Origin of the sequence: Pseudarthrobacter polychromogenes (genome assembly GCF_014644495.1) — a bacterium.
GTDB lineage: Bacteria > Actinomycetota > Actinomycetes > Actinomycetales > Micrococcaceae > Arthrobacter > Arthrobacter polychromogenes.
This window is the reverse complement of the sequence record NZ_BMKU01000004.1, coordinates 18,703-40,002: the sequence shown is the minus strand read 5'-3', so window position 1 is coordinate 40,002 and position 21,300 is coordinate 18,703. Positions and strand designations below refer to the sequence as shown.

The 21,300-nt window shown below is 65.7% G+C and carries 16 protein-coding genes; 7 read left to right on the top strand and 9 right to left on the bottom strand.

What is annotated here, in order from left to right:
• Positions 1–20: 20 nt before the first annotated feature.
• From IEX43_RS07730 to IEX43_RS07705, 6 genes are all read right to left on the bottom strand, one after another.
• Positions 21–1,487 (bottom strand): HNH endonuclease signature motif containing protein, encoded by a 1,467-nt coding sequence (locus tag IEX43_RS07730; protein WP_188809853.1) that lies wholly within the window; start codon positions 1,485–1,487, stop codon positions 21–23.
• 120 nt (positions 1,488–1,607) lie between these two features.
• Entirely contained in the window at positions 1,608–4,115 is a 2,508-nt protein-coding gene (locus tag IEX43_RS07725) for a GcvT family protein (protein ID WP_188809851.1), read from the bottom strand.
• A 36-nt stretch (positions 4,116–4,151) separates the two neighbouring features.
• Positions 4,152–5,081 (bottom strand): formyltetrahydrofolate deformylase, encoded by a 930-nt coding sequence (purU, locus tag IEX43_RS07720; RefSeq protein WP_188809849.1) that lies wholly within the window; start codon positions 5,079–5,081, stop codon positions 4,152–4,154.
• Between the two features lie 3 nt (positions 5,082–5,084).
• Positions 5,085–7,007, bottom strand: a complete 1,923-nt coding sequence (locus IEX43_RS07715) for a BCCT family transporter (RefSeq protein ID WP_188809847.1) — start codon at positions 7,005–7,007, stop codon at positions 5,085–5,087.
• A 250-nt stretch (positions 7,008–7,257) separates the two neighbouring features.
• Positions 7,258–8,673 (bottom strand): ferredoxin reductase, encoded by a 1,416-nt coding sequence (locus IEX43_RS07710; RefSeq protein WP_188809845.1) that lies wholly within the window; start codon positions 8,671–8,673, stop codon positions 7,258–7,260.
• Positions 8,670–9,974: an aromatic ring-hydroxylating oxygenase subunit alpha gene (locus tag IEX43_RS07705; protein WP_188809843.1), complete on the bottom strand. Its 1,305-nt coding sequence runs from the start codon at positions 9,972–9,974 to the stop codon at positions 8,670–8,672. Before IEX43_RS07705 ends, IEX43_RS07710 begins: the two co-directional genes overlap by 4 nt.
• A gap of 160 nt (positions 9,975–10,134) precedes the next feature.
• On the opposite strand from IEX43_RS07705, the gene IEX43_RS07700 reads away from it, so the two are divergent.
• A complete protein-coding gene (locus tag IEX43_RS07700) occupies positions 10,135–11,067 on the top strand; it encodes a LysR family transcriptional regulator (RefSeq protein WP_188809841.1) in 933 nt (310 codons plus the stop codon).
• Between the two features lie 28 nt (positions 11,068–11,095).
• On the opposite strand, the gene IEX43_RS07695 is transcribed toward IEX43_RS07700, so the two are convergent.
• The gene (locus IEX43_RS07695) at positions 11,096–11,902 is read right to left on the bottom strand and encodes an IclR family transcriptional regulator (protein ID WP_188809839.1); all 807 of its coding nucleotides are present in this window, start codon (positions 11,900–11,902) and stop codon (positions 11,096–11,098) included.
• Positions 11,903–11,969: 67 nt separating this feature from the next.
• Entirely contained in the window at positions 11,970–13,229 is a 1,260-nt protein-coding gene (locus IEX43_RS07690) for a helix-turn-helix transcriptional regulator (protein WP_229666359.1), read from the bottom strand.
• Positions 13,230–13,360: 131 nt separating this feature from the next.
• On the opposite strand from IEX43_RS07690, the gene hxlB reads away from it, so the two are divergent.
• On the top strand, positions 13,361–13,963 hold the full coding sequence (gene hxlB / locus IEX43_RS07685; protein ID WP_188809835.1) for a 6-phospho-3-hexuloisomerase: 603 nt from the start codon (positions 13,361–13,363) through the stop codon (positions 13,961–13,963).
• Between the two features lie 57 nt (positions 13,964–14,020).
• Positions 14,021–14,644 (top strand): 3-hexulose-6-phosphate synthase, encoded by a 624-nt coding sequence (gene hxlA / locus IEX43_RS07680; protein WP_188809833.1) that lies wholly within the window; start codon positions 14,021–14,023, stop codon positions 14,642–14,644.
• A gap of 95 nt (positions 14,645–14,739) precedes the next feature.
• Here the strand turns inward: hxlA and IEX43_RS07675 are convergent, their stop codons facing one another.
• Positions 14,740–16,311 (bottom strand): glycoside hydrolase family 32 protein, encoded by a 1,572-nt coding sequence (locus IEX43_RS07675; protein WP_188809831.1) that lies wholly within the window; start codon positions 16,309–16,311, stop codon positions 14,740–14,742.
• Positions 16,312–16,589: 278 nt separating this feature from the next.
• Between IEX43_RS07675 and IEX43_RS07670 the strand changes: the two genes are divergently transcribed.
• From IEX43_RS07670 to IEX43_RS07655, 4 genes are all read left to right on the top strand, one after another.
• Complete coding sequence (locus IEX43_RS07670; protein ID WP_188809829.1) at positions 16,590–18,026, top strand: GH32 C-terminal domain-containing protein; 1,437 nt, start codon at positions 16,590–16,592, stop codon at positions 18,024–18,026.
• A gap of 48 nt (positions 18,027–18,074) precedes the next feature.
• On the top strand, positions 18,075–19,409 hold the full coding sequence (locus tag IEX43_RS07665) for an ABC transporter substrate-binding protein (protein WP_188809827.1): 1,335 nt from the start codon (positions 18,075–18,077) through the stop codon (positions 19,407–19,409).
• A 101-nt stretch (positions 19,410–19,510) separates the two neighbouring features.
• A complete protein-coding gene (locus tag IEX43_RS07660) occupies positions 19,511–20,392 on the top strand; it encodes a carbohydrate ABC transporter permease (protein ID WP_188810387.1) in 882 nt (293 codons plus the stop codon).
• On the top strand, positions 20,389–21,294 hold the full coding sequence (locus IEX43_RS07655; protein WP_188728775.1) for a carbohydrate ABC transporter permease: 906 nt from the start codon (positions 20,389–20,391) through the stop codon (positions 21,292–21,294). The genes IEX43_RS07660 and IEX43_RS07655 overlap by 4 nt, the downstream gene beginning before the upstream one ends.
• Positions 21,295–21,300: the final 6 nt, after the last annotated feature.

Below are 21,300 nucleotides of genomic sequence, written 5' to 3'. Positions count from 1 at the left end.
ACGGGAGCGCGGATGCGTCGTCAGGCGCGGACGCGGAGGAAACGCTCCAGGGCGTCCTCTCCCGGTGACTGCGCGGTGTGCAGGAAATCCGCCGTACCAAGCTTGAGCCGGCTGGGCCAGTGGGGTGGTTCCCAGTCCTGGTGTTCGCTTTTGTAGTGCCGGCCGGTGGGTGAGGTCCAGCCGGGTGGTTCGTTCTTGGTGGCCGGTGTTGGTGTCCACCCGGTGGAGTGCCGAAGTTTGTGATGCTTTGGGCAGGGTTGTCCGAGGTTGCTGATCCCGGTGGTCCCGCCATTGTGCCAGGCGAGGAGGTGGTCTGCCTCGTTATCCAGGGAGCTGTTGCTGCAGCCGGGGAAGGGGCATGTGCCGTCCCGCATCCGCAGCCAGTTCCGCATGGCTTTGGTGACCCGGTAGCTGGTCCGGCCGATTTCCAGCGGCGCCCCGTCCCTGGGATCAACGAGCACACGGTGGAAGGAGTCAGCTCCGTTCGCGACAAGTTTCCGGGCCATGGACGGCGGGATGGGCCCGAACCCGTCCAGCATGGCGGGCTCGTCGGTCACTCCCATGAAGGCCAATACGGGCACGGTGACGAGCACCTGCGCCCGGATCGTCGACGACGGGGTGGGATCCGTTCCTGCGCCTGCCACGGCGCTGTTGCCTGCATTGGAGTTTGTACTGGTGCCGCTGGTGAGGATCGCTGAGGCGAATTCGTCGGCCCGGATCTGGGTGAGGGTGCGGAGCTCGTCGGGTCCTTGCGCGGCCCGGGCGAGGGCGTTGAGGCGGTTCCATCCCGCCATTGCCTGATGAGCGGGGAGGCAGGCCGACAGCCAGGCCATGCCGTCCTGGTCCGGCCGGTAGTCGACGCGCCGGTCCGCCAGACCCTTGGCGTGGCGCTTCTCGATCGATTCGGGATGGTGGCGTTCCCGCCAGGTGCGTGCTTTGTGCTTGAACCGGTGCGCGGGCATCTCCCCGATCGTGGCCGCGGTGGCGGGCCTGGGGGTGTCGGGGTCGAGGAAGTGGGCTTCGAGGGCGGCGGCGCCGGCGGCATCGAGGGTGGCTGCCTCGTCCGCCATGCCCCGGGCGTGCTGCCACGAGAGCGTGCCGGCCTGCAGGGCGGAAAGTGTCAGGGGCAAGGTGGTGGTCAGGGCGTGGGATACGGCCAGGAACGCGCTGGCGGCCCGCGGCCCCATGGCCAGCACGCACCCGATCTCCGCGGCGACGGCCATTTCCTGCGCGCGGGCCGGCGTCCCGGGAGGGGCCAGGGTATGGGCGGTGTCGGCGTATTTCATGGCAGCGCGGGCCTTCAGGCCTGCGAGCCAGGCTTCCGCCTCCCTGGTGCCGGCAAGGATGTCCAGGCTCCCGTCCGCCAGCCCGGCCAACGGATCGGCAGCCGAGAACGGCTCCGCGCCACACCCGTCCACCTCCGCATTGAGCACAGCAAGGGCGGCCCTGATATCCGCAAACGCCTTCACCACCGCTTCGCTGCCCATAAACCAATCATGGCAAGGGGGTCTGACAATGAGGCGGGAACCGAGCCAGCACACGAAAAACGGGAGCCGCCTCTTCGGCGACCCCCGTTTCCCGACGACAGGTCCGGACAGGTTCCGGGTCTAGCCCCGGAGGCGCTCCATGCCCGGATCGAACAGCGGCTCGGCAGAGACCGTGGCGGCGATGCGCTTGCCGAAGTACTCAACCTCCACCGAATCACCGACGGACACCGAGGCGGGCAGCCACGCGTACGCGATCGGCTTCCGCACGGAGTAACCGTAGGCGGCACTCGTGACGTACCCAACTGCGGAACCGTCCACGTACACCGGTTCCTTGCCCAGCACGAGGGACGTGCCGTCGTCGACCGTCAGGCACCGCAGCTCCCGCGCGGAAGGCTGCTCCTTGCGCGCCGCAAGGGCCTCACACCCCACGAACCCGGTCTTGTCCTTGGCAATTGAGAAGCCCAGGCCGGCCTGGTACGGGTGGTGTTCCGAGGTCATGTCCGTGCCCCACAGCCGGTAGCCCTTCTCGAGCCGCATGCTGTTGAACGCGCCGCGGCCGGCGGCGATGATGCCGTGTTCCCGGCCCGCCTCAAACAGCAGGTCCCACAGCTTCAGGCCGTATTCGGCGGTGGTGTACAGCTCCCAGCCGAGCTCGCCCACGTAGGAGAGCCGCATGGCCGTGACGGGGATGCCGCCAACGGATATTTCCTTGGTGCGGAAGTATTTGAGTCCGTCGTTGGTCAGGTCGTCGGAGCTGACCTTGCCGATGACTTCGCGGGCCAGCGGACCCCACAGCCCGATGCAGCAGGTGCTGCCGGTGACGTCGGAAACATGCACCCACTGGGCGGGATCGGCAGACGACTGCTTCCGGGCCTCCACCCGCAGGTAGTCGAAGTCCACGTTGCTGTTGACGCCCAGCTGGAAGTCTTCCTCCGCCAGCCGCGCCACCGTCACGTCACTGCGGATGCCGCCGTCGTGCTCGAGGAGCAGGCAGTACGTCACGGCACCCGGCTTCTTGGCGATGTTGCCCGTGCTGAGCCGGTGCAGCAGCGCCTGCGCGCCGGGACCCACCACGGAGAGCCGCTTCAGGGGCGTCATGTCGAAAAGTCCGACGGCGGTACGCGTCTTCCACGCCTCGGCCGCAGAGATGGGGGAAGAGAACATGGCGGACCACTCGTCGCGTTCCGGCGCCTGCCACTCTGCGGGAAGCTCCTCCAGCAGGCCGCGGTTGGCCTCGAACCAGTGCGGACGCTCCCAGCCGGCGGACTCCAGGAAGAAGGCCCCCAGTTCCTTCTGCCGGACGTTGAACGGGCTGACGCGCAGGTCCCGCGGAGATTCCTTGGGCTGCAGCGGGTGCAGGATGTCGTAGATCTCCACGAAGTTCTGCTGGGAAGTTTCGCTGACGTACGCGTCGGAGGTCTGCACCTTTTCAAAGCGGGTGAGCTCGCAGCCGTGCAGGTCCGTCTGCGGGTGGCCGTCAACCAGCAGCTCCGCCATTGCCTTGGCAACACCGGCGGAGTGTGTCACCCAGACGGCTTCGGCCACAAACAGGCCTTGGAGGTCGGGAGCCTCGCCCATGAGCGGGCCGCCATCCGGGGTGAAGGAGAAGATGCCGTTGAAGCCGTCCTGGATCCCGGAGTTGCGCAGCGCCGGCAGGAGATCCTGGCTGTCCTCCCACGCGGGCAGGAAGTCTTCCAGGGTGAAATCGAGGCGGGAGGGCATGCGGTGGTCCGACATCTCCTCTGCGGAGACCTTCGGCAGGGCGGACATGTCCACCGGCATGGGACGGTGCGCGTAGCTGCCGATGCCGATGCGGTCGCCCCACTCACGGTAGTACAGGTCCTTGTCCTGGTAGCGCAGGATGGGCTTGCTGGCGCCCTTGGGGAGCTCGTTGACGCCCTCGAGTTCGGGCAGCGGGTTGCTGATGGCGTACTGGTGGGCCAGTGGCAGCAGCGGCACCTCCAGGCCCACCATCTTGCCGAGTTCACGGCCCCAGAAACCTGCACATGACACCACGATGTCCGCCGGGATCAGTCCGTTGCCGGTTTCGACGCCGGTCACCCGGCCGCCCTCCTGGGCGATGCCGGTGACCGTGGTGTCGCCCTGGTACGTCACGCCACGCTCGCTGGAGCGCTCCATCAGCAGTTGCACCGCACGGGCGGCCAGGGCCAGGCCGTCCGTGGGGATGAGCAGGCCACCCAGGACTTCACGGCCGCCAGTGAGCTTTCCGGTGTTCAGGAGGGGGTAGATCTTTTCGCATTCGTCGGCGTCGACGATCCGGCTTTCGACTCCCCAGGAGGTCATGACGCCCATTTTGCGCTTGAGGTCAGCCAGGCGCTCGGGGGTGGTTGCCAGCTCCAGGCCGCCCACCTGGTTAAAGCAGGACTCGCCGTCCTTGCTCAGGGCGAGCAGCTTGTTCACCGTGTACGTGGCGAATTCGGTCATGGTCCGTGACGGGTTGTTCTGGAACACCAGGCCCGGCGCGTGCGAGGTGGAGCCGCCGGCGAGTTCCAGCGGGCCCTGTTCCACCACCGTGATGTTGGTCCAGCCCCGGGTGGCGAGTTCGTCGGCAAGGTTGGTTCCGACGATGCCGGCGCCGATGATGACAACGCGTGGTGATGCGCTCATAAGTAGTTCTCCTGTTTTGCGTGGCGGGCGTTCGCGTTAGCGGAAGACGACGGTGCGGGTGTTGTTGAGCAGGACCCTGTGCTGGCAGTGCCACCTGACTGCGCGGGACAGTGCCTGCGATTCGGCGTCCCTGCCTACAGTGACCAGTGCATTCGGGTCCAGGCTGTGGTCCACCCGGAACACTTCCTGCTCGATGATCGGGCCCTCGTCCAGGTCTGCGGTGACGTAGTGTGCGGTGGCTCCGATGAGCTTCACGCCGCGGTCGTAGGCCTGGTGGTAAGGCTTGGCCCCCTTGAAACCGGGCAGGAAGGAATGGTGGATGTTGATGGCGCGGCCGCGAAGGGTCTTGCTGAGGCCGTCCGAGAGTACCTGCATGTAGCGGGCCAGGACCACCAGGTCTGCCTGGTACTCCTCGACCAGTTCCAGCAGGCGCGCCTCGGCCTGCGGCTTGGTGTCCGCCGTGACCGGGACGTGGATGAACGGCAGGCCGGCGGCTTCCGCCATGGGGCGGAGGTCCTCGTGGTTGGACACCACGACGGCGATCTCCGCACCCAGGCTTCCGGCGCGCCACCGGAAGATGAGGTCGTTGAGGCAGTGGCCGAACTTCGAGACCATTACCAGCACGCGCTGGGGGCTGCCGTCGTGGATGGCGAACTCCATGCCGAACTCATCGGCAGTGGCAGCGAACTCTGCGCTGAGGCCTTCCGCGGAAACTTCCTTGTCTCCCGGGGTGAAGGCCGTGCGCAGGTAGAGCTTGCCGCTCATATGGTCATCGAACTGCTGGTGTTCAACGATGTCGAAGCCGCGGTCAGCGAGGAATGCGGTGATCGCCCGGACGATTCCGGGGCGCTCCGGGCACGCAAGCGTGAGGACGTACTGTGCGGTGCCGGTACTGCGGACACTGGGGACGGCGCCGGCTTCCGCCGTCGCGTTGGCGGTGGGGCGGCCCTCGAGGACTGTGGTCATGGTCTACTCCTGGTTCTTTGCGGGGGCTTGGGTGTCAGCGGGGGAAGCGGCGCAGGGGCCGTCCTCCGAACAGCGCTGGTCACATTGATGCTGGGTCACGAGATCGAACTGGACGCCGCCGTGCTGGTCCACGCCGGTCCGGATGGCGCGTTCCACCACTGAGTCAGCCAGCCGCCGCCGCAGGGACAGCGGATCCCGGCGCAGGTCCTTGACCAGGGCGAAGCAGAGCAGCAGCATGACCAGCACGAACGGCAGGGCCGCGACGATGGTGATGCGTTGCAGCCCGGACAGCGCCTCCGAGGGCTTGTCGCCTCCGGCGAGCAGCATCACTGCCGCCACGGCACCGGTGAGCAGGCCCCAGAAGATGACCAGTCCGCGTTTTGGTTCGGCTGAACCGTTGGAGCTCAGGGAGGACATCACCAGGGACGCCGAGTCGGCGCCGGTGACAAAGAAGATTCCCACCAGGACCATGGCCAGGACAATGACTGCTCCGGTCAGCCAGCCCGGCATGGCCAGGTTGTTGACGAGGTCGAACAGTGCTCCGTCGAAGTCGATGGACGGAGCTCCGTCAGTCATGGCCACCAGTCCCGGCTGGCCCGCCTGGTCCGCTTTCTCCTGCACCTTGAACGCGGCACCGCCGAAGATGCCGAACCAGATGACACTGACAACGCTGGGGACCAGCAGGACGCCGGTGACGAACTGCCGGATGGTGCGGCCGCGGCTGATCCGGGCGATGAACATGCCTACGAAAGGCGTCCAGGACACCCACCATGCCCAGTAGAAGATGGTCCAGCCGGACATCCAGGTGCGAAGGGCCTCGTCACCGACTGCCTCGGTGCGGGAGGACATTTCGGCGAGGTCCCGGGCGTAGTCCCCCACTGCGGCAGGGATGAGGTTGAGGATGAACAGCGTTGGCCCGGCGATGAAGACGATGAGCGCCAGGACCACGGCCAGGACCATGTTGATGTTGGACAGCCACTGGATGCCGCGGCTGATGCCGGACACTGCCGAGGCCACAAAGCAGGCGGTCAGGACGGCCACAATGGCCACGAGCACGGGCGTACCCACCTCGCCCATCCAGCCGTTTGAGCTCAGTCCGCTGCCGATCTGCAGGGCGCCGAGTCCCAGGGAGGCCGCCGTGCCGAACAGCGTGGCGAAGATTGCCAGGATGTTGATGAACTTTCCTACCGGCCCCTCCACCGTCCTGATGCCGAACAGGGACGTAAAGGCCGCGGAGATCAGTTGCTTGCGCCCCAGGCGGTAGGTGCCGTAGGCCATGGCGATTCCGACGACGGCGTACATCGCCCAGGGATGCAGGGTCCAGTGGAAGATGGACGTGGCCATGGCCGCCTGGATGGCAGCGGGCGTCCGGCCGTCCACGGTGCCGGGCGGTGGGGCGATGTAGTGGTACAGCGGCTCGGCCACGCCGTAGAACATCAGGCCGATGCCCATGCCGGCGGCGAACATCATGGCGATCCATGAGACCGTCCGGAATTCGGGCCGTTCCCCGTCCTTGCCCAGCGGGATGTTGCCCCATTTTCCGAGGGCCAGCCAGAGGACGAATACGACGAACAGCGAGGCCAGCACCATAAAGAGCCAGCCGGTATACTCCATCACCCAGTCCAGCGCGACGGTTGAGGTTGCGGCCAGGCTGTCCCGGCCCAGGAAGCCCCAGGCCACGAACGCCAGGGCCAAGATGCCGGTGATGCCGAAGGTGGCCTTGTCGAGGGTGAGCTTACGGTTCCGCCGCTCCGCGACAGCCTGCTCGGCCTTGGTCTGGCGGAGTTCCTGCATGATCTGCTGGGTGTCCTCCGCGACGTGTGAATCATGGGCGGACGGAGAGTTCTCCGGTGCAGGAATGGGTTGGGGATCCTTGAGCTCAAGAGGGGTTTGGGCATCCGGGCGGATGTCGCTGTTCAAAGCCATGGCAGGTCCTTTGGTTTGAATTCATTGGGCGTTGTACTCCGGCGTCCCCAGGCCGGTCGGAAGGTCTAGCTTCTTGGCATTCAGTGAGCAGATTTTGTTTTTGGCGGTTCAGTTGTTCCGCAAGGATCAACGCGTCTCGTAATAAGCAACAGCGTGGCGTTGGCCATAACCGCGTGTCAAGGTTTTTTCGGTTTCTTAAGCCCTGTTTCAGCGTTTTCGGTGTCACCTTGACAGTGGTCCCGGAACAGGATCAGGCATCGATCACCAGGTCCGTCTGCGCGGTGGAGCAGCAGGGCAGGAACTTGCCTGCAGAGATTTCCCGAGCCCGGATTCCGCCCTGGTGGTTCATCTCGACATCCCCTGAAAGCTTGACGACCTTACAGGAGCCGCACATGCCTTCCTTGCAGTTCGCGCCAATCCTGACACCGGCACGCTGGGCCACCTCGAGGATGCGCTCGGTGGGGTCGATCCGCACATTGATGCCGGTGCGCGTGAAGGACATGGTGAGGCTGCCTGTTCCCACCGTGTCGAAGCTTGAGGCGTCAGGGGAACCGGCGTCCGGCTCCCCGCCGGGGCTGTCGGCGGAGGAGTCGAAGCCGGGCGCCTCCGGGTCGACGACTTCCAGCGGCATCCCGGAGGCCTGCAGGGTTCCGTCGGCGTCGTAACCAGGCTCGTAAAGGCCGAACGCGGCCGGTTGGCTTTCGAAGTAGTCCTCGGCGGATTCGGCGATCTCCTCGGCGATCTCCTCCGCGACGTCGGCTGCAAGCGCCACCTCCGCCTGGTATTCAAGGAGCGTCTGGCGGTCTCCGGAGAAGAACTCCATGTAGATGGACGTGTCGTCGACGCCGACCTTCTTGAGGAGCTCGGCGGCGGTGTTCAGGTAACCTTCAGGACCACATGCGTACACCTGGCGGCCGTTGGCATCCGGGGCCACCTCCTCGAGCATGGCTGCCGTCAGTCTTCCGCTGAGCCCTTCCCATCCCTCCGGCACACTGCGGTCGCCCAGGGAGTAGTGGATCTTGATGCGTGAGTCCACGGAGGCGATGTAGGCCAGTTCCCGGTGGAAGGCAAAGCCCCCAGCATCCGAGCCGTGGTAGAGCACCACAACGTCGGCGTGTCCGGGGAGGGAATGGATGGTCCGCACCATGGACATGATGGGAGTGATGCCTGCGCCGGCGGCAAGCAAGAGATAGCGTGCCCGCCGGTCGGCATCGGGCAGGTGGAATGCTCCCACCGGTCCCAGCATCTCAAGAACGGTGCCGGGCTTGACGTTATCGTGCACCCACGGCGAGACCAGCCCCGTGGGGTCACACTTGACGGTGATGTTGAAGGTCCACGGCTCGGTGGGCGAACTTGAAAGCGAGTAGCTGCGGTCCACCGGTTCCTGATCCTCGCCATTCACGGGGAATGCGACGTTCACGTACTGGCCGGCACGGAACGCCAGGGGCGCACCGTCGCAGCGGCGGAACACAAAGGTCATCATGCCGCCGGCCTCGGGAACGGTCTCGACGCATTCGGCCATAAACTCCTGCGGATGCCATGGGCCCAGTGCACGGGCGGCCCGGGCGGGTGTCTCGGTGCTTCCCATCACCCTGTTCCACGGCATCTCCAGACCCCGGATACGCTGCGGTTCCTGGATCGCCGTTTCAGTGAGGACTTCAATCATGCCAAGTGCTCCTGCACGCGCTGCACGTACCAGTTGATGAATGCCTCGACCTGGTATTCGCTCTTCATGTAGGGACCGGGCTCGTAAGCGGGGCTGCCGGCACCCTGCTGGCAGAGCTCCACGAACGCCTTGTCCTGCAGGTTGGTCTGCTTCCAGGTGTAGGTGAGCTTCTCCAGGTCGTAGTCCACGCCTTCCACGGCGTCGTCAGCCACCAGCCACGTGGTGCGTACGAGGCTCTGGTGTTCGTTGATGGGGAACACACCGAACGTGATGACGTGGTCGCCGAGGAAATGGAACCAGCTGTTGGGCTGCAGGTGCATGGAGCAGCGGCCAAGGCGGAAGTCGGGCAAGTCGCCGAGCAGCTTCTTGGAAAGCCTGCGCCCGTCGGCGGAGAACGATTCGCCCTCTCCATCGAGTGATTCCCGTGAGATGCGGATTCCCGCGATGCGCGTGTCAAGCTGCTCGACCACCTCGTAGGGAAGGCCGTAGCGGCGGCAACGCTCCTCGAGGGAGGACTGGGCCTCCTTGTTCCGGTCCCACACTTCCTCCAGGTGGGGCGGGACCAGGCCCTCCGTCAGGCCCCAGGTGGGGAAGAGGGAGCAGGCGAGCTCAGGGTGGCCGTCGCAGTGGTAGCACTCACGGTTGTTCTCCATGACGAGCTTCCAGTTGCCCTCTTCGATGATGTTTTGCTGGTAAGCGATTTTTGTCTTCGAGAGATCGTGGGGCGCCAGGTAGGGCTCAAAGATCTTCGCGGTTTCATCGAAGTCCGCTGGCGGTTCCTCCGCAATGCAGACGAAGATGAGTCCGGCGACCTCGCGGCCGTGGGCGCGCTTGAGGCCAAAGCAGCTCTTGTCGAACTTCGTCTCCCCCGGCGCGGAGGCGTGGATCAAATTGCCCTCCGGGGAGTAGGTCCAGGAGTGGTAGCCGCAGACCAGGTTTCCGGTCGACCCGGCAGCTTCGGTCAGGACGCGGGCGCCGCGGTGGCGGCATACGTTGTGCAGGACGTTCACGCCGCCGTCGTCGTTGCGCAGCACAATCAGGGAGTACGGCCCGTAGTCGACGGTGACGTAGTCGCCCGGCTCCGGCAGTTCCGCGGTGCTGGCGGCAAAGATCCAGTGCTGGCCGAAAATGGCCTCCATGTCGATGTTGAAAATGGAGCGATCGGTGTAGAAGGGGGCATCGAGGGAGTAGCCGGCCCGCCGGAATTCAAACAACGCGGTGATCTCCGCCAGCTGCTCGGCAGGCAATGATGCAGCGAGTTTTCCGCGTGAATTGAGGGGCACGTTCACTGAAGCAGTCATGGGTTTCCTCCCGGGAGGCATGGATAGTGGGTGTTGCGTGGTGACCACGGGTGCGCGGTTGGCAGCGGCAATGATCGAAGGACTTGTTGTGATGAGATTAGGGTCACAAGCGCTACAATAAAAGCGCAAAATTCTGAAGATTACCCTGCACAATAGGTGCATGATCGATGCGCGCCTCATCACGCTCCGCGTCTTCGCCCGGTGCGGCACCATCGGGGCGACCGCGGAGCTCACGGGCTATTCCCCCTCCGCCGTCTCCGCGCAATTGCGGGAGCTCCAGCGCGTGCTTGGAATGCAGCTGCTGGCGAAAGACGGCCGGGGCGTGCGGCTCACCGCCACGGGACGCTTTCTCGTGGCGGGCTCGGATCCCCTCATTGCCCAGTGGGAGAGCCTGCGCGCCGCGGCCATGGAGGCCGGCGACCAGGTGCAGGCCCATTTTGGCCTCGGCGGGTTCTCCTCTGCAGCAGCCCACCTGCTCGCGCCGCTGGCCGCCACGTTGCGCTCAACGCACCCCCTGCTGGAGGTGCAGGTCCTTGAGGCTGAACCCGCCCGCTGCTTCGACTTGTTGATTGCCGAACGAATCGACCTTGCGGTCATAGTCGCCATGCAGTCCGACACTTATGGCGAGGACGACCCGCGCTTCGAGCAGCGAGTCCTGCTCGACGATCCACTGGACGTGATCATTCCCGGCGACCATCCGCTGGCGTCACGGCAAACGGCGACGCTTGAAGAGCTGGCGTCGGAACCCTGGATCACGGAGGCCGCCGGTTCCGCCTACCATTCCCTCTTCACCGCGGCGTTCACGGCAGTCGGGGTGACACCGCGGATTGCCCATGAAGCCGTTGAATGGGAGACCCACATCGCATTCGTGGGTGCGGGGCTGGGCGTCGGCCTGCTGCCCCGGCTGGCACCTTTGCATGGTGCTGAGAACGTGGTTCGGCTACGTATCACCGGCAGGGCGAAACCCACGCGCCGCATCGTCGCCGCGGTGCGCAGGGGCAGCATCGCCTCACCCCTGATCCAGGAGTCGCTCCGCATCCTGCAGGTCAACGCCAACCGGATCCTTACCGCCCGCCTCGAAGAGGATCTGTGAGCGCCGACGGCACGCGGACGCCAGCGCATCAGCGCTGGGTGTAACCCATCTTGGCGCTCACCTGGAGGCCTGCCTCCTTGAGGTCCCCTGCCAGCCCCGGTTCCTTCTCCGGATCGAAGCGGAAGGCCGGGCCGGAGATGCTGATGGCGCCGATGACCGTTCCCAGGTGGCTGTACACCGGCACGGACATGGCGTTGATCCCGATTTCGAATTCCTCCCGGGTGACGGCGTAGCCGTCCCGGGCCACTTTGATCAGCTCGGTTTCGAGCTCTTTGCGGCTGGTGATGGTGCGGGGCGTGCGTGCAGGAAGCCCCGTCTCCTTCAGGATCCGGTCCCGGTCATCCGCGGTGAGTGCCGCCAGCAGGACTTTGCCGCTCGAGGTGGCGTGCAGCGGGGTCAGGCTGCCCACCCAGTCGTACGTGGCCAGGGTTGACGGCCCCATCGCCTGGTCCACGTTCACCGCGTAGTTGGAGCGCAGCACCGCGAGGTTCACCGTCTCCTTGAACTGGTCGGCCAGGGCCTCCATGACCGGCCGGGCCTCCCGCACCAGGCTCAGGCGTCCGGGGATGGAGCTTGCCAGCCGGAGGATGCCGAAGCCCAGCTGGTACTTTCCGCGCTCACTGTTCTGGTGGACCATTTCCCGGCTCACCAATGACCCGAGCAGCCGCGAAACAGTGGATTTATGGATGCCCATTTCCTCGGCAATGTCGCTCACGCCGGCGTGGCCGTCCCGTGCCAGGATCTCAAGGACCGCGAGGGCACGGTCCACGGACTGGACGCCGCCGTGGCCCGCTTCACCATCGACGTCGGGTTCGCGCTCATTGTTCGAAGCCATGACTAATACTCTCAACTAGCAAGCGCCGCATGAAATCAACGGCGCCCGAAATCACCGGCTGATGAAATCAGCGCAGGCCGTTGCTGTGGGCGAGCGCCATCGCCTCAGTACGCGAGGATGCGCCGATCTTCCGGTAGAGGTTGCGCAGGTGGAACTTCACGGTGTTCTCGCTGATGTGGAGTTTCGCGGCAATCCCCCGGTTCCGCTGGCCGGCGGCCAACAACTGGAGGACCTCCACCTCGCGCTCCCCCAGGTTCCACTGGGCGACGTCGGCCAGCGGCCGGGCGGGCGGGTCCAGCGGAATTGCCACGGCCACGTCGGCGCCCCAGCCGGGCATCACGTCCACGCCCATGCTCCCGTCCAGCGCTTCAACTCGCTGGACCAGGCGCGCCATGGCAGGCGCCGACGCGGAAAGCTCGCCCGGGCCGTCGTCGCGCACGTTGATGAGGAGGTTCACGCCGTCGCAATCCCATTGCGTGCGGATCCGGCGGACGCCCTGCTGGTCCACCATGGCGAGGACCAGGCCGCGGACAATCGCCCTGGCGGCATGTGCCACCTCGCCGGGAAGCGCGCGGCCGTTCACTGGCGGTTCGATGAACTGGACGTCGATGCCGCTGAAGCCCATCAGCGGCCGGAGGTCCTCGCGAAGGCGCTGGAAAGCGGAGGCGACCGGTTCCTCCACGAGGCCGGTGGTGCGGTCGCTGAGGGTGCGGAGGCCCACTAATGCCCTGGCCGCGACATCCGTTGCCGCAGTCCGGGCCGCGGCGTCCTCCAGCGAAGGCGACCTCAGCGCCGCGAGCAGCGTTTCGAGGGTGGTGGAGTGCTGGTCCACCAGTTCAGCGGTCACCCGCAGGCGTTCCGCCGAGGCGGCGCGTGATTCGATGAGGTACGACGGCGGCGCATCAGCCACCTTTTCGCGGATCCGTTCAGCTGCGAGGGTCCAGAGGTAGTGCAGGATCCACTGCGCCTCCGGCCCGGCGGGCTGGGGGTCCGAGAGGACCAGGAGCGCGTTGCTCGGGGAGGACACCGCGAGGACCGGGCGAACGCCGCCGCCGAACGTGGCGTCCCCGCTCCAGGTGCCGGCGTCGCCCGCTTCCACGAGCGTTGCCCGGATGGCATCCAGCTCCGCTATGGACACCCGGCTGATGACGGCCTCGTCACCGGCTTTCTTCTGCGGCCGGCCGGTGCAGTCCTCCGTGAAAATCACCAGCGCGCCGGACGTGATGTACGGGGCGGCAGCCTCGCGCAGCCGGTGCGCTATGTCCAACAGGGGTGCCGTTGCCAGGGCAGCAATTGACCGGAGCAGGGATGCGTCTTGGTGATCCACGTGTCCAGTGTAGGTGAGCCGCCAGGATGCACCTACCCTTTCGGGTGGGTTGGACCGTCCCATCATGCCGTTTCACCCACCCCCTGGGCGGGCGAGGATGAAAGGGCACCAGCGTCCAAGGAGGTACACGCATGAACGCCACCACAGAAGTAGGCCCTGCCGCCCTGACGGGAACAGCACGGGCTTTCCACCACAACCGGGGCCTGGTCCTGGGCGAGATCGGCTCAGCATTGGAGCAGGTTGACCCGTTGGAGGTGGCCGCACTGGTGACCGAACTTCGGCTGGCGGACCGGATATTCGTGGCCGGCGCCGGCCGCAGCGGCCTGGTCCTGAAGATGGCGGCCATGCGGCTCATGCACCTGGGACTGACGGTCCATGTGGTCGGCGAGACAACGGCGCCGGCCATCCGCGCCGGCGACCTGCTCCTCGCAGCCTCCGGCTCCGGCAGCACCGCCGGCGTCGTCAAAGCCGCGGAAACCGCAGCCGCCCACGGTGCCCGCGTGGCTGCCTACACCACCGCGAAAGGTTCCCCGCTGGCGGCCGCTGCTGCCGCCGTCGTGATCATCCCTGCCGCCCGGAAGACGGATCACGGCTCGGCGCTCACGCGGCAGTACTCGGGCAGCCTCTTCGAACAGGTGCTGTTCGCAACCACCGAGGCGGTGTTCCAAAGCCTGTGGGACGAGGACACATCCGCCGCCGAGGACCTCTGGCTGCGGCACGCAAACCTCGAGTAAGTTGCCCGCTCCCTTCCCCACCATAAAACGCAGGAAACAACAGAAAGCGACCCCCACATGAAACTGCAAGTAGCCATGGATGTCCTCACCCTCGAGGCCGCACTGGACCTGGCCGGCAAGGTTGCCGAGTCCGTGGACATCATCGAACTCGGCACCCCGCTGATCAAGAACGCGGGGCTCTCCGCCGTAACCGCCATCAAGACCGCCCACCCGGACAAGATTGTCTTCGCGGACATGAAGACCATGGACGCCGGCGAACTCGAGGCCGAAATCGCCTTCAACGCGGGCGCGGACCTCGTGTCCGTCCTGGGCAGCGCGGACGACTCCACCATCGCCGGTGCCGTCAAAGCCGCCAACGCGCACAACAAGGGCGTGGTGGTGGACCTGATCGGCGTTGCGGACAAGGTGTCCCGCGCCAAGGAAGCCCGGGCGCTGGGTGCCCAGTTCATCGAGTTCCATGCCGGCCTGGACGAGCAGGCGCTGCCCGGCTACAACCTGGACGTCCTGCTGGGCGCCGGAGAAAAAGCACGCGTGCCCTTCTCCGTGGCCGGCGGCGTGAACATCTCCACCATCGGGGCCGTGCAGCGCGCCGGCGCGGACGTGGCCGTTGTGGGCGGTTCCATCTACAGCGCCAAGGACCCCGCCCTGGCGGCCAAGGAACTGAAGACTGCCATCATCTGATCCTTCCTGCCGGCCGCTGATTTCACCGCCGGCTGCTGAATAATGCCGACGGCGGCCCCCACCGATGCATGGGGGCCGCCGCTTCGCGTGGCCGGCTACTGGAAGGACCGGATGGTGATGCCGGAAAAGGTTGCAGGCCCTCCGTCGGTGTAGAAGGAGATCCCGGTGTCGCCGTCGGCGAAGTGCACCTGCTGCGAGAGCACAGTGTGGCCGGCGTTGACGAACACCTCGATGCTTTGGGTATCAACGAGAATGCGCAGGTGGACCGATCGTGCGGCGGCGTCGATGGGCGCTGCCGCGCGGGTATACGGGACCAGCGAGTAGCCGGCAAGGTCCGAGGGCGCACGGTCCACGTACAGCTCGCTGCCGTACTTACCAATGTTTGTGTGCCGGGCGCCGTCGGCGGAGCGGCCCACCGAGACTCCGATGTTCGCGGCGGCATCCCAGGAGATGTCGAGCTCCAGCTCGTAGGCGCGGCCGCGCCACGGCAGGACATCGCTGCCGTTAACCGTCCGGTCCGGGAACGCGGTGGTGGAGCCGGCGTAGTTCGAGAGCGCCGTGACGGGACTGCTGAGCAAGCTGTACCAGCCGCCGCCCTGGCGCTCCAGGCGCAGCTCCCGCACGATCGAGTTCTGCCCGTTGTACCCGTCGGACGCGTCGGTGGGCACCTCGCGGGCGGCGTACTTCCAGTTGTTCATCCAGCCAATCGCGTACCGCCGCGTTGCGGGCGCCTCTGCAGCCGGCCATGTCACCGCTCCGTACCAGTCCCAGCCCCAGTCCAGCCACTGCGGATTGCTGACGTCGTCAGCGAGGAACTGCTCCCCGTCCCAGGTGCCCGTCCAGTAGGCGTAAGTCATGGGCAGCCCGATGCTGTAGGCGTCCATGCTGGCACCGAGCACCCAGTGGCTGGTGCCGTCGTCGGCCGTCATCTCAAAGAGGTCGGGGCATTCGATGCCGCCCAGCGCGGGGTTGGGGAAGTCGAAGTTGCGCTTCAGGTGCCAGTCGCGCAGGTTTGCGGACGTATAGAAGGCCGCATACCGGGCCCGGCCGATCACGCAGACCCACTCGTTGCGCACGGCATCCCAGTGGATTTTCGGGTCCCGGAACCATTCGGCGTTGTCGATTTCCGCCTGCGTGGTGGCGGCCCTGCCGTCCGTGTTCACGATGACCGGGTCCGGCAGCGCAGTAAACGTGTAGCCGCCGTCTGTTGACCAGTACAGGTACTGCTCCTGGTACTTGCGGATGCCGCCAGTGGGCTGCGTGGCAAGGACCACGACCGCCCCCGCGCCGAAGCCCGCCGTGTTGGAGGTGTCCACCACCGCCGATCCGGACCACACGGGGAAGTCGGGCTGCAGCGGCAGGGCATCGCCGTGATGGGCGAACGCCACGCCATCTGCCGTGGTGGCGTGGTCCCAGCCGCCCTGGCCGTTGTTCTGCGTGGAGTGCAGGTAGTAGAGGTGGTACTTGCCGTCAAGGAATACCGGACGTTGCGGGTCGCACAGCCAGCCGGACGGCGGCGTCATGTGGTAGACGGCCCGCTGTGAGCCCTGCGCCGCCCGGGCCGGTGCGGCCGATGCGGCGCTGGCGCCGGCGCCGCACGCGAACAGGGCGAGTGCTCCTGCTCCGGTGCCTTGCAGGACGTGGCGACGGGAAAAGGCATGTGTCATCGTTGACTTCCTCTCAGGGGGCGGCTGCTCCGCCTGGCGCCCGGGGTGACGGAACCTTCGGTGGTTCGCTGATCGGATCACCGGCTGCTTAAGCGCTTTAGCAGAAGAACATACCGAGCCATAATCCTGCGGTCAAGCGTTTCAGCGAAAGTGGTTCACGCCTCAAACCAACGAAAAGAACGTTCGGAATAATTTTTGCTAAAACGCTTGATCAGTGATCCATTTCACGCTAGCTTCATGGTGATCAAACGCTTTAGCAGAAATGGACATCAACGCCGATGAGCTACCCAGTCTTCTTCCAGCCCGCCGATGCATGGGTTGGCGACCTTATCCCTTTCCAGAAGGACGGGGAGTTCTGGCTTTTCTACCTTCACGAGGTCCGCGCCGACCCGAAGCCCGGAACAGCCTGGAACCTGGTGACCACCAAGGACCTCACCCAGTTCCAGGACCACGGGGTGGCCCTCCCCCACGGAACCACGGAAGACCTGGACTTCAACTGCTACACAGGCAGCGTCGTTGCTGACGACTCAGGCGTCCACCACCTGTTCTACACGGGGCAGAACCCGGGCAACCTCGGGACGGACGGCCTGCCCCTGCAACTGGTCATGCACGCCACCAGCACGGACGGCATGAACACATGGGTCAAGCACCCGGAGCTTACCTTCGGCGCACCGGACGGCTACGAGTCAGCGGACTGGCGGGACCCCTTCGTCTTCGGTGACGAGGCGGCCGGCCTGTGGCGGATGCTCCTGGCGGCCCGGCACTCCGACGGTCCCGAACGCCGCCGCGGGGTCATCGCCCAGTGCGTTTCCACTGACCTGATGACGTGGGAGCACACGGACCCGTTCTGGGATCCCCGCAGGTACATCACGCATGAATGCCCTGACGTGTTCGAGTGGGGCGGCTGGTGGTACATGGTCTACTCCGAGTTTTCCGAAACGTTCACCACCCGGTACCGGATGGCCAAGAGCCCCACGGGGCCGTGGACAGTTCCGGACCTGGACAGCATCGACGGGCGCGCGTTCTACGCCTCCAAGACGGCGGAGCGGGACGGCCGGCGGTTCTTCTTCGGCTGGATTGCCAGCAAGGAAGGCAATCGCGACGACGGCGCGTGGCAGTGGGCGGGCACCATGTCCGTCCTGGAGGCACGGCAGAACCCCGACGGGACGTTGGCATTCGGCCTCGCGGACGAGCTTGTGGACAGCTTTTGGGACGGTATCCCGCTGGAACTGGAGAGCCCGCTGCCCATCCGGCTGGACGTACCGGACTCCTACAGCGCCGCCGTCGCAGCACACGACCTGCCCACGCAGTTCTATGCCAAAGCGGTGCTGGACATCCAGCCGGGCACCACGGAATGCGGGCTCCTGCTGCGCTCCAGCCCGGACGGCGACCACTCCTACGTCCTCCGCCTCGAACCGAAGCGCGGACGCCTGGTGTTCGACCGGTGGCCCCGGACCATCACCGGGGAAGCCCAGTGGCATGTCTCGGGCGACGTTCCCTACGCCGTCGAACTGGAACGCCCCTGCGACCTCTCCCCCGGCAGCCACACGCTGGAAGTGGTGGTGGACGGCGACCTGTGCGTCGCCGTCGTGGACCGCCAGGTGGCCCTCAGCACCCGCATCTACGACCTCCCCGCCGGCGGAATAGGCGTGTTCGCCGGCGAGGGCACCGTGACCGTCACGGATTTCGAAGTACGCAAGCGCACCGACAACTGAATACCCCCAACACCCATCCTCCGTTCCAATCAAGGGAGATTGACCCATATGAAGAACATGTTCCGCGCTGCCGCAGCCGCAGCCGTTACCGCCCTGGCCCTGACAGCCTGCGGGGGCGCGAGTTCCACCGACCCGTCCAACGTCAGCCCCACCGGCGAGATCAAGGCCCGCGAGATCTCGTGGCTGCTCTCCCGCCCTGCCGACGGCGCGGTCATCAACATCATGAAGAAGCTCGCCGACGACTACGCCAAGGACCACCCGGGCTTTGAGCTCAACCTGATCACCACCCCGGACCGGCCCTCCTACATCCAGAAACTCGAGACCCTGGCGGCAGCCAACAAGCTGCCGGAACTGTTCGATACGGACGCAACGCCCTTCGCCCAGCAGTTGGCCAAGCAGGGCAAGATGGTGGACGCCGAGAAGCTGCTGGAGTCACTGGATATCTACGACAACTACCGTCCGGGCGCGCTGGACTACCAGCGCTTCGACGACGGGTCCCTGTACATGATCCCCTTCCAGTTCGAGCTGGAATTCATCTGGTACAACAAGGCACTGCTGGAGAAGGCCGGCGTGGCGGTGCCAACATCGCTCGATGACATCCCGGCCATGTGCACCGCCCTGCGCAGCGCCGGCATCACCCCCATTGCCATCGACGGCCAGGACCAGTGGCCCCTGGAGCGCTACATCGCCTACCAGCCGTTCCGCGAAGCAGGCCCCGAGTTCGTCCAGAAACTGAAGAAGGGCGAAGCGAAGTTCAGCGATCCCGCCGGCCAGAAGACCCTGAACTGGATGGCGGAACTGGGCAAGGCCAAGTGCTTCCAGGACGGCTTCTCCGCCCAGGGCTACTCGGACGCGCAAAACCAGTTCACCTCCGGACAGGCAGCCATGTACAACATCGGCACGTGGGAACTGCCCAGCCTGGCCACGGACAAGCTGGACCCGGCTGTCCGCAACGACATCGACTTCTTCACCCTTCCCACCACCGCGGGGTCCGTGACGGCGGCCAACGAGTTCGTGTCCCCGTCCGGCATCGGCATGGCCGTGAACGCCACAACCTACGATCCCCTGGTGAGCGACTTCCTCAAGTTCGCCCTGGAAAAGTACCCCGCTGAATATGCCGCCACCGGGGCACTGTCCCCCACCACCGACGTCGAAACCGTTGTTCCGGCCAATGCCACGCCGCTGTACCAGAAGGCCCTGGACCAGGCCGACGGCCTCGGTTCCAAGCAGGCCATGCCGTGGGACACGCAGCTGGACCCGACCACCAACGGACGGCTGCAGCAGGAGCTGGTGCTGCTGGTGCAGGGCAACATCACGCCTGAGCAGTTCACCGAAACCATGGACAAGGCCATCGCGCAGAACGCCCCCAAGTTCTTCAAGTAGGCACTGCTTCCCCACGAAACCAACGCGGCGGGGGAGCGCACAAGCGAAAGCGCTCCCCCGCCCGCAAGGCCCCGAAAGGCCCCGCCATGCAATCCAACAGGATGCTGCCCAACAGGTCACGGACCTCGGTCCTGGTCTTCCTGCTTCCACCGCTGCTCCTTTACGGCGCAGCAGTCCTCTTTCCCATCCTCCAGTCCCTGTTCCTGAGCTTCTTTTCCTGGAACGGCATCAGCGACATGGAGTTCGTGGGCGTGGACAACTATGTTCGGATGTTCGTCGCCGACGATATCTTCTGGCGGGCGTTCCTGAACGCCCTCGTCTACCTGGCCATCTGCCTGGTCCTGCAGCTCGGCGGCGCCCTGGTGGTGGCCAGCCTCCTCACCTCGCTCCGCCGCGGACGTGAGCTGATCAAGACCCTCTACCTGCTGCCGGCTGTCATCTCCACCGTGGCCATCGCCTTCCTCTTCGTGCGGATCTACTCCCTGGAGCCCGTGGGCCTGCTCAACCAGCTGTTCCACTGGATGGGCCTCGGCAGCCTGGAGCGGCCGTGGCTCTCGGACGTCAACACGGTCCTTGCGGCGGTGTCCGCGCCGGAGGGCTGGCGTTTCACCGGGCTGTACATGCTCATCATCTACGCGGCCCTGCTCGCGGTGCCCAAGGAGCTTGAGGAGGCCGCCGTCCTGGATGGCGCGTCCCGGTGGACGCTGTTCACCAAGATCCGCTTCCCGTACATCCGCCCGGTGTGGATCACCACCACCATCATGGCCACCACCTACGGCCTGCGCGGCTTCGACATCCCCTACCTGATGACCAACGGCGGCCCCGGGCAGTCCTCGGAACTGCTCACCACGTACATGTACAAGACGGCGTTCACCAGCACGGACTTCGGCTACGCCAGCACCATCTCGGTGTTCATCGTGGTGGAGTGCCTCGTCGCCGTCGGCCTCATCCTTTTCCTGCTGAAGCGGAAGGCAGACGCATGATCACCCAAACAGCCCCGCCCACCCCGCCCGCCGCCGTCGTACCTGTCCGGCCGTCCGGAAAGCGCCGCCGGCGCAGGCCCGACCTGTTCCGGACGCTGTCCCGCGTGCTGATCATGCTCATCGTGATCGTGCAGGTTTACCCGCTGGCGTGGCTGTTCCTGACCAGCCTCCGTACGGAACAGGACTTTGCCACCGGAGATCCCTTTGCCCTGCCCAGCTCCCTGACGTGGGAGAACTATGCCAGGGCCTTCGAAACGGGCGACCTGGGGCGGAACATCCTGAACAGCTTCATCGTCACCATGGGGGCGAACATCCTGATCGTCCTGCTGGGCATGATGGCCGCCTACGCCATCCAGGTGCTGGGGTTCCGGCTCAGCAAGCTGGTCCGCGGGCTGTTCCTGATCGGCATCATCGTCCCGGTGCAGATCGCCCTGGTCCCGCTGTTCATCGATTACGCTGCGGTGAACCTGCTGGACACCTACCTGTCCATGATCATCCCGCTGGCGGGGTTCTCGCTGCCCATGGCCATCTACCTGTTCTGCTCGTTCTACGAGTACATCCCCAAGGAAACGTACGAGGCAGCGTCCCTGGACGGCGCGGGTCCGTACCGGATCTTCGGGCTGATCACCATGCCGCTGTCCCTGAACACCGTGGTGACTGTGGTCCTGGTGAACAGCATCTTCATCTGGAACGACTTCATTTTCGCCAACACCTTCGTCCTGTCCGAGGACCTGAAGACCATTCCGCTGGGCCTGCAGAACTACATCGGCGCCATGGGCAAGGTGGACTGGACGGCAACGTTCGCCGCCGTGTGCGTGACCATCACCCCCCTGCTGCTGGTGTTCCTGGTGCTCAACAAGGCCATGATCCAGGGACTTGAAAGCGGGGCGACGAAGGGATGACGGCAA

Bases quoted from the DNA above. Each gene is read 5' to 3' on its own strand.
- IEX43_RS07700 (WP_188809841.1), top strand. From the start codon at position 10,135: ATGATCGATGCGCGCCTCATCACGCTCCGCGTCTTCGCCCGGTGCGGC.
- IEX43_RS07695 (WP_188809839.1), bottom strand. From the start codon at position 11,902: ATGGCTTCGAACAATGAGCGCGAACCCGACGTCGATGGTGAAGCGGGC.
- IEX43_RS07710 (WP_188809845.1), bottom strand. From the start codon at position 8,673: ATGATTGAAGTCCTCACTGAAACGGCGATCCAGGAACCGCAGCGTATC.
- hxlB (WP_188809835.1), top strand. From the start codon at position 13,361: ATGAACGCCACCACAGAAGTAGGCCCTGCCGCCCTGACGGGAACAGCA.
- IEX43_RS07705 (WP_188809843.1), bottom strand. From the start codon at position 9,974: ATGACTGCTTCAGTGAACGTGCCCCTCAATTCACGCGGAAAACTCGCT.
- IEX43_RS07655 (WP_188728775.1), top strand. From the start codon at position 20,389: ATGATCACCCAAACAGCCCCGCCCACCCCGCCCGCCGCCGTCGTACCT.
- IEX43_RS07725 (WP_188809851.1), bottom strand. From the start codon at position 4,115: ATGAGCGCATCACCACGCGTTGTCATCATCGGCGCCGGCATCGTCGGA.
- IEX43_RS07715 (WP_188809847.1), bottom strand. From the start codon at position 7,007: ATGGCTTTGAACAGCGACATCCGCCCGGATGCCCAAACCCCTCTTGAG.
- hxlA (WP_188809833.1), top strand. From the start codon at position 14,021: ATGAAACTGCAAGTAGCCATGGATGTCCTCACCCTCGAGGCCGCACTG.
- purU (WP_188809849.1), bottom strand. From the start codon at position 5,081: ATGACCACAGTCCTCGAGGGCCGCCCCACCGCCAACGCGACGGCGGAA.
- IEX43_RS07670 (WP_188809829.1), top strand. From the start codon at position 16,590: ATGAGCTACCCAGTCTTCTTCCAGCCCGCCGATGCATGGGTTGGCGAC.
- IEX43_RS07730 (WP_188809853.1), bottom strand. From the start codon at position 1,487: ATGGGCAGCGAAGCGGTGGTGAAGGCGTTTGCGGATATCAGGGCCGCC.
- IEX43_RS07675 (WP_188809831.1), bottom strand. From the start codon at position 16,311: ATGACACATGCCTTTTCCCGTCGCCACGTCCTGCAAGGCACCGGAGCA.
- IEX43_RS07660 (WP_188810387.1), top strand. From the start codon at position 19,511: ATGCTGCCCAACAGGTCACGGACCTCGGTCCTGGTCTTCCTGCTTCCA.
- IEX43_RS07665 (WP_188809827.1), top strand. From the start codon at position 18,075: ATGAAGAACATGTTCCGCGCTGCCGCAGCCGCAGCCGTTACCGCCCTG.